Source organism: Bradyrhizobium sp. P5_C11_2, assembly GCF_054049755.1.
Genome location: NZ_JBFULT010000180.1, coordinates 1 through 12744, shown reverse-complemented (window position 1 = coordinate 12744; position 12744 = coordinate 1). Strand labels below are relative to the sequence as shown.

The 12744-nt window shown below is 65.3% G+C and carries 7 protein-coding genes and 1 pseudogene; 3 read left to right on the top strand and 5 right to left on the bottom strand.

From position 1 onward, the window contains the following. Both ACXJL8_RS18425 and cbiB read right to left on the bottom strand, forming a co-directional pair. Positions 1–310, bottom strand: a pseudogene (locus ACXJL8_RS18425) (threonine-phosphate decarboxylase); the annotation flags it as partial. An 11-nt stretch (positions 311–321) separates the two neighbouring features. After that, positions 322–1263 carry an adenosylcobinamide-phosphate synthase CbiB gene (gene cbiB, locus ACXJL8_RS18420; protein ID WP_456617777.1) on the bottom strand — a complete coding sequence of 314 codons (942 nt, stop codon included), beginning with the start codon at positions 1261–1263 and terminating at the stop codon, positions 322–324. A gap of 124 nt (positions 1264–1387) precedes the next feature. On the opposite strand from cbiB, the gene cobU reads away from it, so the two are divergent. Genes cobU through bluB form a run of 3 tightly spaced genes read left to right on the top strand, consistent with a single transcriptional unit; the run spans position 1388 to position 3307 of the window. Further along, positions 1388–1891 (top strand): bifunctional adenosylcobinamide kinase/adenosylcobinamide-phosphate guanylyltransferase, encoded by a 504-nt coding sequence (gene cobU, locus ACXJL8_RS18415; RefSeq protein ID WP_456617778.1) that lies wholly within the window; start codon positions 1388–1390, stop codon positions 1889–1891. Then, the gene (gene cobS, locus ACXJL8_RS18410; protein WP_456685364.1) at positions 1888–2670 is read left to right on the top strand and encodes an adenosylcobinamide-GDP ribazoletransferase; all 783 of its coding nucleotides are present in this window, start codon (positions 1888–1890) and stop codon (positions 2668–2670) included. Before cobU ends, cobS begins: the two co-directional genes overlap by 4 nt. Positions 2671–2674: 4 nt before the next feature. Continuing rightward, positions 2675–3307, top strand: coding sequence for a 5,6-dimethylbenzimidazole synthase (gene bluB / locus ACXJL8_RS18405; protein ID WP_456685363.1), 633 nt, complete (start codon positions 2675–2677; stop codon positions 3305–3307). Between the two features lie 58 nt (positions 3308–3365). Here the strand turns inward: bluB and ACXJL8_RS18400 are convergent, their stop codons facing one another. The 3 genes from ACXJL8_RS18400 to ACXJL8_RS18390 form a co-directional block, all read right to left on the bottom strand. Beyond that, complete coding sequence (locus ACXJL8_RS18400) at positions 3366–4481, bottom strand: hypothetical protein (protein ID WP_456617781.1); 1116 nt, start codon at positions 4479–4481, stop codon at positions 3366–3368. 115 nt (positions 4482–4596) lie between these two features. Next, positions 4597–6291, bottom strand: a complete 1695-nt coding sequence (locus ACXJL8_RS18395) for a ShlB/FhaC/HecB family hemolysin secretion/activation protein (protein ID WP_456617782.1) — start codon at positions 6289–6291, stop codon at positions 4597–4599. A gap of 11 nt (positions 6292–6302) precedes the next feature. Then, positions 6303–12744: beta strand repeat-containing protein (locus tag ACXJL8_RS18390; protein ID WP_456685362.1), on the bottom strand; the 6442-nt coding region annotated here is incomplete at its 5' end.

Sequence of the window (12744 nt, the reverse complement as noted above, 5' to 3'; positions counted from 1 at the left end):
GTGCATACTCGTTATAGGTCGGTGCGAGAATGCGGGCCCGGCCGCGCGGCGCGAATTGCGGCAACAGTTGAATGGCGGCCTGCGCGCCCGCCATCGCCACGACCGGCGCGCTGGTGCGATAGGCGTGTTGCGCCGCCTGATGCAGGGACTCGATCAGGGATCGCGACGGCAATGCATTCCAATGATGCGAGCCGATCTCGCCCACCGGATAAGGCAGCCGGTTGATCCCCGTCGAGAGATCGATCCAGTCCTCGGCGCGTCCGCCAAAACGCTGCTGGGCTTGATCCAGATTTCCACCGTGCTCGCGCATGCCCCGTTCTTTCACGTGAAAGCCAGGATCGCAAGGAGGCCTGCGAGCAGCAGCATGGCGCGGCGGTAGATCGTCAGTCCCTGCCCGATGTCGGCGGCGAGCGGATCGCGCGCGCCTTCGTTGAGCCAGGGCTCGTCGGTCGCGCTGCCGTGATAGATGCGGGGACCGCTGAGCCGCACGCCGAGCGCGCCGGCCATCGCCGCCTCCGGCCAGCCGGCGTTGGGCGAGCGATGACGGCGTGCATCCCGAGTCATGCACGACAGCGCCTCCGATCGCCGCGGTGCGAGCAGCACGAAGAGAAAACCGGTCAGGCGCGCCGGAATGAAATTGGCGACATCGTCGATGCGTGCAGCAGCCCAACCGAAGGCTTCGTGGCGTTCGGTGCGATGGCCGATCATGGAATCCAGCGTGTTGATCGCCTTGTAGCCGACAATCCCGGGCAGGCCGAACAGCGCGCCCCAGAACACGGGCGCGACGATACCGTCGGAAGCGTTCTCCGCCAGGCTCTCGATCGTCGCCCGCGCAATGCCGGCTTCATCGAGCGCGGCCGGATCGCGCCCGACGATGCGCGAGACCGCCTCGCGCGCGCCGGCGATGTCGCCGGTTTGCAGCGGCTTCGCGACGGCCGCGACATGGTCATGCAGCGAGCGTAGCGCGACCAGCGGCCAGGCCAGGACGCCGACCAGCACGATCTGGATCCAGCCCGAGGGAAGCAACGCCTGAACCGTCCAACCCAGCGCAACGGAGAGCGCGATCACCGCGAGCGCTCCGGCAATACCCGCGGCGCGACGAAGTGCCGGTGGATCGGACGGCCGATTCCAGGCGGCGTCGATGCCAGCGATCAGCCGGCCGAGCCAGGTCACGGGATGGCCGATCCGCGCGAACAGCCACGACGGCCAGCCCGCCAAGGCATCCACCGCCATCGCCACAGCCATCGCCCCCGCAAAGCCCACGCACGTCTCCCATCTCGCTCCCCTGTTGCGCAAAGCCCGGGCCGAGCGCAAGCCCCCGGGCAGCGGATTTCGGCTTTGTCTTTGGTCGCGTTTGGTGATTAGTGCTGGCCGACAGGAGACTTTTATGGCCGTCATCTTGATCACGGGCGGAGCGCGATCGGGCAAGAGCACCCGCGCGGAAGCGCGTGCGCGCAGCCTTCCGGGCCAGCCCGTGTACATCGCGACGGCCGAGGCGCTCGATGGCGAAATGGAGACGCGCATCGCAAAGCATCGTGCACGGCGCGGAACCGACTGGATCGAGCGCGAGGTGCCGCTCGATCTGGTGCAGGCACTGGTCGCAACCGATGGCGGCGGCGCAAGGCTGGTGGACTGCCTGACCCTGTGGCTCTCCAACCTGATGCATGCGGAGCGCGACTGGGAGAGCGAGATCAGAGAGCTTGCCGGCACCCTGCCCCGCCTCAAGAGCCCGGTCGTTCTCGTCACCAACGAAGTCGGCCTCGGCATCGTGCCCGACAACGCGCTGGCGCGCAGCTTTCGCGACGCCGCCGGGATCATGAACCAGATCATCGCTGGTGTCGCCGATGAGGTCGAGTTCGTCGTCGCGGGCCTGCCGATGAAGCTGAAATGATGCCGCGCATCGAACTTCTGCGAGACGTCATCGCCGATCTCAGGATCGCGGCGTCCTTCGTCACGATCCTGCCGGTGGCATCGTCGAAGCCCACCGGTGACGGCGCTGTCGCACGCGCAACCTGGGCGCTGCCGGTCGCAGGGCTGCTGGTCGGCCTCGCGGGCGCCGCGGCCTATGCGATCGCGAGCAGGCTCGGATTGACACCGGGCCCTGCCGCCCTGCTCGCGCTGGCCACCACCGTCCTCGTCACCGGCGCGCTGCACGAGGACGGCCTCGCCGATACCGCCGATGGGCTCGGCGGCGGGCGGACGCGCGAGCGCAAGCTCGAGATCATGCGCGACAGCCGGATCGGCAGCTATGGCGTCTGCGCGCTGATCCTGTCGTTCGGCCTGCGCTGGAGCGCGCTCGCGGCGATCGCCAATCCGTGGGCCGTGGCGCTCGCACTGTGCGCCGCGMATGCGGCGGCCCGCGCGGGCGTGCCGGCGTTGATGTCGCTGGTTCCGCCGGCGCGGCCTGATGGTCTGTCGGCAAGCGCCGGATCGCCGCCGGGCCGCAGCGTCGCCATCGCCTTTGCTGTTGGAACACTCGCGCTCGCCCTCGCGCTCGGGCCGGGCAAGGCGCTGGTCGGCCTGATCCTGCTGTCGCTCGCCGGGCTGATCCTGGCGCGGCTTGCCGTCCGCCAGATCGGCGGGCAGACCGGCGATATCCTCGGCGCCTACGAGCAGATCGGCGAGATCCTCATTCTGCTGGTAGCGGCATCCTTCCGGATGGGAGGTTGATCTCATGGTCGAGTTCGACGACGCCTTCCGCCAACATCTGCGCGAGTTGTTCGTGTGGCGCCGCGACGTGYGCCGCTTTCGCAGCGATCCGCTCCCGGACGACGCCATCGATCGCCTGATCGAGACCGCCTGCCTCTCACCGTCGGTCGGCCTCAGCCAGCCCTGGCGCTTCGTTGTCGTTGAAGATGCCGCACGACGCCGCGACGTGATCGACGACTTCAAAGCATGCAACGCCGATGCACTGAATTCCTACGCCGGCGAGCGCGCCGCGCGCTATGCCACGCTGAAACTGTCCGGTCTCGAACAGGCGCCCGGTCATCTCGCCGTGTTCGCGGACAAGGCGAACGACATCGGCCACGGCCTCGGCCGCTCGACCATGCCGGAGACGACGGAATATTCGGTGGTCGCCGCGATCACCGCGATGTGGCTCGCCGCGCGCGCCGACGGCATCGGCCTCGGCTGGGTATCGATCCTGAACCCTGAGCGCATCCACACCATTCTCGACGTGCCGGAAGCCTGGAAGTTCATCGCCTATCTCTGCATCGGCTATCCGGAGACCGAATGCGATCAGCCCGAGCTGGAGCAGGCGAAATGGGAACAGCGGCGGGGAGCGAGCGAGTTCACGCTGCGGCGCTGAGCGCGGCATAGATCGACAGAGCCGGGAGGCCGCAAGTATGGCCGAACTTGGCCTGCTCCTATTGTAGTGCAACAATCTTCTCCTGCGCGAGCACTTTCAATAGCGCGCCTGTACCGCACTGAGGGTCCTTCATATTGGGATCAAATACGCCGTCTCTGACGTACTTCCCGGACACGTACAGATTTGTGCACCCCCAGACATATGGCGATCTGACATTGCGACTACGGTAGCCAAACCCATCGAAGCTTTCCAGCTTGTACAAGACCATACCGACGCTGGACCAATCGGTGTCTTGCCAGCGATAGATGTTGACGATGTCGACTGTGCTGTCTTCCCAGGAAAACGGAGGATTGCCTTCCGCAGGCCGCCCTTTCGGCACCCTCACGGTCCTGTCGGTCAGCGGATCACCGTTGAGGTGATATGAAAAATCACCGTCGCAGCAGCGGTGATGCAGCAATCCCACGACATACCACGGCACGCGCGTTTTAGTCTCGATCGTCTGATACCGCTCCTTGCCCGTCCTTATGCGCTCGGCGACCTTGTCCAAATAGGACATACGCGACGGATCGATGACCGCCTGGTCAAAAAGCTGCTCGCCTTCCGACTGAATGGCCTTCGAATCGAACCGCGAGGAAGAAGCCGACGAGGTCGGTACCGTAATGTTGCTGTCCTGCCTTGCGTATCCGACCTCCGCGTAGTTCCAGTCAAGCTCTCGCCGCAGCTTGTAGATCTCAATTTGCTCGGTCTCATTTGGCTTCGAAAGCGTGCCCAAGTGCGCCGCGCGTGTCTCCTTGTCATTGATGCTCAGTCGTATCGCGTCACGGCGCTTTTCCAGCCCCTCATGATACAACCTCCATTGATCCCTGGTCTCCTTGTCCGAGACATAGGAGAAATATTCCGAGAAGCGCAGGCGCAGCTCGATGTCCTGGTTCAGCGCGGTGTCGATGAATTTCGAGATATAGGTCTGGTGCAGGTCCTGGGCCTTGCTCTCGGCTTCCTTCGTCTTGATGGCAAGATCAAGCCGCGCCTTGTAGGCTTCGACCCCGGCCGGAATGGCGACCGCGACGCCCCCGCTGATCAGCGTGCCCCAGATCGCCTGCCAGAAGCCGAGGCGCAGGCGATAACGCTCGAGGCTCTGCGGGACCTGCTCGGCATTCGGATCTGTGGCGGCCATTTGCGCTCGCTCAACCGGTAGCGGAACTGGCTCATGCAACCCCAAGGCGTCGATTTAATCAACCGCGAACTTCGCCCTGCGACCGATTGGCCGGCGCACCGGGCCCGGGGCTAGGCTACGACTTGCTCTTGCCGGCAACGGCCGCCACAGGCGCGACGTTTTGCTGCTTCTCGAACATCAACAACGGCCGGAAGATGACGCGGCCATAGGCCTCGTAGTGGTTCTGGGTCGAGACCGCCATCTTCAACGGCGTCGCGTAATTTGCCTCGAACGTCAGAAACGACGCGTAGGTCCAGGAGAAGCCGACGCCGACCGAGCCCAGCTCGGTGACCCCGGGGAATGTCGAATACACCGCGCCCCAGTCGGTGAAGATGTAGGTGTCGAATCCCCTAAGCCAGGACGACCAGTTGTAGTGCAGCTCGGCGTTGAAATAATAGCCGCTGTCGCCGGACGCCGAGTTGGAGGGATAACCGCGCACGGTGGTGGGACCGCCGATCGAGAAGATCTGGTCGCCCGGCAGCAGCTTTTCCTGCGTGTACTGCCAGCTCGCCAGCACGTTGGCGCTGAAATTCTGAGGCCCCGCGGCGCTGGTCGCGATCAGCGAGCCGGTATAGGTGTTGAACGCGCGGTTGTTGCCGAGCACATAGTCATGCCACGCGACGTAGTTCACCGCCGGYGAAACCGTGATCGAATAGGTGTTGCCGGAATTGGTCACCGAGAGCCCGGCCGTGGCCTTGTCGTAGCGATCGTCGGTCACCGAGACCGTGGCGAAGCGACTGACCGTCTTGCCCTCGGTCTCGGCGGCGTTGAGCAGCACCAGCCAGTTCTGCGTCACCCAGACCGGCTGGCTGAAATTGACGGCGGCCTGGCTCGAGCGTCCGGTGACGTCGAGCGCGACGAACGGTCCCTGGATGATCTTGATCTTGCCTTCGGTGTAGCTGACGCCGACGCGGCCGCCCCAGGGGTTGACCGGGATGCTGTAGGCAACATTGCCGTTGAGATTGCCGTCGGAGCGGACGCCGTAGAAGGTCAGGCGGTCATCGACGCCGAACAGGCCGTGGCGCTTGTAGAAGGCCCCGCCCTCCCAGCGTCCGGTGTTCTCGACGCCCTGGTTGTCGGTGAAGAGCTGCAGGGTGTCGATCGGCGGCTCGATCACCGCGAACTGGAGGTCGGTCAGGCCGAAGCTCGTGCCGGGCTGGAGCAGTGCCTTGATCTGCACGTCGTTGGTGCGGTTGAACCAGATCACGTCGCGATTGAGTTTTGGAACGTCGAGGACCTCGCCTTCGGGCTCCTTGACGCGCTGAAGGATGTAATCGGTGCGGGTCTGCTTGTTGCCCTCGATGGTCGTCTTCTGGAGCCGGCCCTCGGTCAGCTTGATCCGAACCACCCCGTCCTTGGGATCCTGCTCCGGCAGGGTCGCGATTCCCGTGACGATGCCGCGCTCGGTGTAGATGGCATTGATGTCGGCGACGAGCTGCAACAGCGCCGCGATGTCGACATTCTTGCCGACATATTTCTTCGCGATCTCGTCAAGCTCTGCCGGCGTGATGAACTTCGACGCGTCGAACTCGACCTTGCGTAGGCGGAATTTTGGACCGCCCGGCTTCAGGAGCTGGGACTTCTCCCGCTCGCCGCCGATCACCGCCGGCCCGGTGAGCTTGGGCGGCGCGCTCTGCTGTTCGAGCTGCCGGCGCTGCCGGTCGACGTCGTTCTGGATCACGCCGGGATTGATCGAGGGCACCTGCGCGCGCGCGGACGCGATGCAGCAAGCTGCTAACCCGACCCCCAATGCAGCCCCCAGAATCCGCATCCCGAATCCCGTTACCATGCCTGTGCGAGACGGCCAACGGCCGGCTTCGCCATCTCAACCGCCGCATCCTTCCAGCCCGTGCGCCCCGCGCGCTGACCCCCGCGGCGCAGCTTGCGCATGTCGCTCAGCCCCTCGATGTTGACGGCGGGACCGGAGCCGATGGTCTCGACCGGCCGCGGCGTCAGCAGCGCATCGAGCCGTGCCTGGCCGGAGAGGCCGAGCAGGTAGAACGTCCCGCCGTCCTTCTTCGCGAGCCAGGTCTCGATGCTCTCGCTGCCCTCGCCGTCGACGGAGATGTTGCGGATCATGCTGGCGCCGGTGAAATCGTTGCAGCAGGTGTGGGTAGGCCCGTAATTGGTGACGGTCGCCGAAATGTCGCCGGTGTAGAACACCACATAGGCGTTGCTGACATTGGCGTTGCCGACCTGGCTCATCGTGAACACGCCGCCCGGCTGGTAGAGCTGGAGCGTCGGCCAGTTGGTCGGCGCCGGCGAACGGTTGTTAAGCAGCACCTGCTGCGTGGCCGTGGTGAGCATCAGCTGGCCCGGCACGTAGCCGTTCAGGATCGCGACGGCATGCGCGTCCGTCCAGAAATTGGCGTCCACCAMCCTGAACTGGTTGACGATAATGCTGTCCGGATCGATCGAGATGTTGGCGGACTTCGCGACGCCGCCGTTATAGCCGGTGATGTTCATGATCAACGGGATCGCCGGATTCGAACGGATCTGCTCGCCCTTGACGTTGATCGTGTCAGCCGCGAGGTCGAGCTCCCTCACGACGCTGACCCAGCCGATCGTCAGGTCACCCGACGAGGTCATCCTGACGGTGTCGCCGCTGATCCGGTCGAGCGAGACCGATCCGGCCACCTCGAAATGCGTATCGCCGTGCGCCGAGATCGATCCGCCGCGGAGCGAGCCCGTGTCGGACTTGACGTTGAGGTCGCCGGCGTCGCCCGGGATACCCGTCGTGGTGAGCTGGCTGAAGACGATGTCGTTCACGGCATGCAGGGTCTGCGTGCCGCCGCTGATGGCGGTGCCAACGGTGATCCCTCCGGCCGTCGCGGTGACGTCGAGCCTGCCGCCCGCGTTGAGATTATCCCAACGAACGACCGTGCCGCTCAAGACCGCGTTGCCGGTCGAGGCCGTGAGGTTGTGACCGGTGTTGGTCCCTGCCGCGATCAGCCGGGCCGAGCCGTTGGCCGAGACCGAGCCGAGCGTCGGCACGCCGCCGGCCATCACCGTCTGCGCCAGAATGAAGCCGTTGTCGGCGTTGACATTGATGCTGCCGGCATCGCCGTTGATGCCGGTCGCCGTCAGCGCGTTGAACGTCACGTTGTCGCGGGCGTGGATGGTCTGCGTGCCGCCGCTCTGCGCGGTCTGGAAGGTGATGCTGCCCTGGCTCGCGGTCGCGCCCAGCGTCGTCCCGACGTTGAGAACGTTCCAGTTGATCGGACCGCTGGCGGTCAGCAGGCCCGCGCCTGTCGTGGCGGCGAGCATATTGCCGGTGATGGTCGTGGCGGCCAGCAGCGTCGCCGAGCCATGGGCCGAGACCGAGCCCAGCGTCGTCGCGCCGCCAGACGTCACCGTCTGCGCCAGGATGAAGCCGTTGTCGGCGGTGACATTGATGTTGCCGGTGTCGCCGGCGTTTCCGGTCGCCGTGAGCGACTTGAAGGTCACGTTCTGGCTGGCATGGACCGTCTGCGAGCCGCTGCTGTCGGCGGTGCCGATGACGATATTGCCGTTGTTCGTGACGGCGCTGAAGCTGCCGTTCGCGCCGGTCGCGGTGCCCGCCAGCACCTGGTCGAGCGTCAGCCCGCCGGTGCCGAGAATATCCACGCTGCCCTTCACCGCGGAGAGCAGGCTCGCCTCGGTGTCGGTCAGCGCCTTCAGGTAGATGCCGCCGGCACTCGCGCTTGCCGACAGCTGCGCGGCGTTGAAGGCGAGCCGGCTCGTGGCACTGCCGATACCATTCGATGCGCTCAGCGACACTTCGGCGCCCGCGCCGGATGCGGCGAACTTGGTCTGGCCGTCGCCATTGTCGTTGATCGCGCCCAGTGAGGCGACGCCGCCGGCGGTGACGATGATCGAGGGCGCGTTCGAAGCCGCCGCATAGGACAGCGACGAATTCAGCTGGCCGATCGTCGCATCGCCCGTGGTGGTCACCGAGATCAGGCCGGCCGCGTTGATGGCCGAATAGGCGCCCATCGAGAGCGTCGCAGCGACCAGCGTCACACCGCCCGAGCTGCTGGTCGCAACCACGGGCGCCGTGCTGGTGCCGGCCGCGAAGGTCATGCCGCGGTTGGCGAGCAATTGCATCAGGCCGTCGCTGGTGATGCTGGTATTGATGGTGAGCGCGCCGCGCGCAGCGTTCAGCGTCAGGGCGCCACCGGCCGTCAGCGTCCCATAGGGACCGCTCGTGCCGACGGCGAGATCGCCGGTGACGGCGAGGATGCTGAGGTCGCCGACCGCCGAGCCGGTCACCGCGCCGGAGATATTCACCTGCAGCGGCTGGAAGGTCGAGCCGTTGAAGCCGATGTTGCCGCCGGCGCGCAGATCGAGGTCGGCGCCCAGGATGTGGATCGCCGTACGGTCCGTGAAGTCGGCTTCGGCGTAGATGCTGCCGGCCGCGGCGAGCTGGATCGCATTGCCGGCCGAGATGTTGCCGAGGATGAGATCGCCGGTGGTCTGCTTCACATAGATGCCTTGCGCCGACGAAACCTGGTCGAGCTGATCGTTGCTCGGATCGGCGAACGCGATCTGAAGCGCGTTCGTGTTGGTCGCGGGATTGCTTCCGGCGGCCCCGGGGGCGCCGACATTGCCGTGCTCGGCGATCAGGGTCAGGTTGCCGATATCACCTGAAATCACGGCGCCGCTCACATTGGCGGAGATGCTGGTCACGGCGTCGAGCTTGACGTCGCCGCGGCCGGTCACCTGGATGCCGTTGGCTTGCGCGGCCGCGATCGGGCCGTAACTGGCGGTGACGCCGCCGAGCGCGAGGCTGTTCTTGCTGCCGAGATAGATATTCGTCAGCGCCTTGGCCGAGATCGCGACCGGGTTGTCGACGACGACGAGGTTCTGCTGCGACAGGCTGACCGTGTAGGTCGTGACATGGGTCGTCGGGTCCGTGACCGCACCGACGGTGAGCTGACCGGGACCGGCGGTGGCGAGCAATCCCCTCTGCTCCGGCGTCAGTGACGAGGAATCGACGCTGGTGAAGGTGAACGTCTGGGGCGCGGCCGAATTGCCGACCGAGCCGCGCGGCGCGTACAGCATGATCTGGTTGGCGCTGACATTGGCCACGACGTTCTCGTCGATCGGCGGCGGTGCCGCGCCGACGGCCGACGACGACACCGTGTAGGCGAGCTGGCTCTGCGTCCACTGCGAGCCCGCGGTGATGATGCTGTAGACCCGCTCGGTCGAAGCGAGCGTGTAGCTGTAGTTCGCGTTGAAGTGGCCCGGTTGCAGGGCGGCCTGGAGCGCGGCGTTGGTCGGCAGGAACTGCTGATCCGTTGCCACGCCGTCAAACAGCTTGGTGAACAGGGTCGTCGAGAGCGAACTGCCGAACACTGTCCCCAGCGGATCCGTAGGCGCGGTGCCGAGCAATGTCGTCAGCGAGCTCTTGAGCTCGGCGGTGCTGATCTTACCGAGCAGGAACTGATCCCTCAGGAACCGCGTCGTGGCCTCGACCTGCATCTGCGTCGTCGTGACATTGGCGGGATCGATGCCGAGCTTGGCAGCCACCTGCGCCCGCAGCACGGTCAGCCCCACCGAGGTCGGGTTGTAGGTGCTGCCGTTCGTGAAGGCGATGTTCTTGAGCTGGAAGTAGTCGTTATAGGCCGACGTCACCATGGACTGGTAGCTGTTGACGGCGTTGGTGGCGGCGTTGCCGCTGAGCAGGTCGAGGCTGGCCCAGACGTCCTGCAGATGCTGGCTCTGCGCCTGGGTGAGACCGACCGCCGCCCGGCCATTGAGGATGCTGGCCTGGTTGCCGTCGGAGCCGGCGGCTTCCAGGAAGACCGGACCACCGGTCGACTGGATCGTGCCGAGGCGGAGATCGCCCTTGGACTGCACGATGTAGGTGCCGGTGGCCGAGGCGCTGTCGAGCACGCCGCCATCGACGGCGCCGCCCGCCTGAATCGTCCCCGTCGCCTGGATCACCAGCGGATTGATGTTGGTCAGGGTGGAGGCACCGTTGACGACGGCACTCGTCGCGCCGATGGCACCGGCGGTGGAGTTGATCTCGATGTTCTTGCCGATCACGACGGGATTGGCGACGTTGTAGGCCGATGCCGAGTTGATGTCGCCCGTCGCCGAGAGGAAGACGCTGCCCTGCGGCGTGGCGCCTGCCGAATTCACCTTCACGTGGTCGATCGACAGCGAGCCAGTGGCCGCGATCGCGATGTCGCGGTCGATCGTATCGGCCTTTAGGCTGCCGCCATAGACCTGGACCTGGACGGGAGCGCCATTGGTGCCGCGCGTGCCGATGCCGCCATCCGCCGACAGCGTCACGTTCTTGCCCGAGATCATCGGATTGTTGGCGTTCGCGCCTGATGTGATGGCCGAATTTGCGCCGGTCGCGATGACCGTCGTATCGCCCGAGAGGTTGTTGATCGGCCCGTTGATGACGATGCCGGAATTCGAGCTGACATTGACAGTGCTGGCGCCGCCGCCGCTGAACTGGATGTTGATCGGGTTCGACGCCTTGACCGTGTTGGTGAGCGTCAGGGTMAGGTGATCGTAGATCTGCTGGAACCAGTCGTAGTGACCATCCGCACCGCAGCACGCGCCAGCCGTCGTGTTGTAGCCACCGTTATGATAGCTGCCGGTCGCCGTGACCACTTCCTGGAAGTTCGCGGTCTGCAATTGGCCGGTGTTGCCGCCACCGCCCGTGGCCTGCATCACGTTCTCGACCAGGCTGACGGTGCGGGTCCAGTTGTCTCCGGACGCGTTCGGCGTGTAGTGCCAGCCATAGTCGAACTGCGTGCTGGTGGTCGGACGATCGAGCGTCGCCGTGTCGACCCACTGGTAGTACATGTTGGGCTTCACGGCATACTGGATGCCCGCTGTTCCGCTCATACCGCTCAGCATCCCGGCGGTGTACGAGCTCGCATTGACGCCGGCCGTCCTGTACGTCGACACCTGCTGGCCGCCCGACGCGGAGGGATTGTAGACGTACCACGTCGTCTGCTGCTGGAGCTGATCGACGATCTGGATCACACTGGGCGCGCTGACGCCGGTGTTGATGGTGTTGGTGACGAGCTGGAGCCCGGTCGTGTTGTTGACCGTGATCGTGCCCGCACCACCCTTGACCGCGATCGTGCCCTGGGCGGTGCCGTCGGTCGAGGTCGAGATGATCTTGCCGTTCAGATAGACGTAGCCGCCCGAGCCCTGCACCACGCCGTTCACCATGATCTGGTCGGTGAGCGCGTTGTACTTCACGCCGATCTTGATATCGCTGGAGAACTGCGTCGTCGCAGCCGCCGTGATGTCGTAATAGCTGCCGTTCCGCGCATTGGCCTGGGCCTGGGCGAAGTCCGCGCCATTGTTGCTGGTCTTGAGGCTGTTGATGGCGGACAGCACTCCGCCGCCGATATCGACCGAGTAATTGCTGCTCGTGCCGCTCTGGATGAGGCCGTTGACGTTGATGACCCCCGCCGAGATGATGATCGCTTGGCCGAGGATGAAGGGCCGATCCGTGGGGTTCTGGTACCCTGAAGGCGTAGTCGAGGCCCAGTTCGAGCTCGCGTTGGTGTTCGCGGTCCTCGGCGTGATCACGTCGTTCTGGATATTGACGACCTGGAAGTAGGCCGAGCACCCCACGCAATTGAACGGCGAGTAGTACGTGTCCGTGTGGGTCGTGGTCGAACCGTCGGGGTGTGTTGTAACGGTGTCGTGGGTCGTGTTGCTGAAAACGCCCTGGCCGGCATAGGTATTTTGTTGCCACGGCGCGGTCGAAATCTGCTGGACCGTCGGGCCTTCCATCGCCGCAAGCGTGGCGGTGCTGCCCACACTGCCGCCGCCTCCGTTGGGCGTGCCGTTGCCCGCCGGCAGGAAAATCGCCGAATAGAGCGACAGGCCGTCGTAATAGGTCATCAGCATGCGCGCGGTGAAGACCGTGCTGTTGGCGGCCGTCTGCTGGACGCCGCCATGGCCGTCGACGCAGCAATAATAGAAATACGGGTGCTGGCCGCCATCGCCGATATGCGGGCTGTACGCGTACTCGCCATAGGCGCCGAGATAGGTCGCCGCCGCCATCACCGCCGTCAGCGTGTCGTTGTCGGCCGGCTTGTATTCGACACCGGCCCATTGCGAGGTGACATCGTGGTTGGAGTTGTAGAAGCTGCCGACGCCGCCGAGGAAAATGAACGAGCCGTTGGGCGCCACCATCTGGATGGTCGCGGCATTGAGCGACTGCGACGCGACGACGCTGCCGAGCTGGCTGGTGATCTTGAGC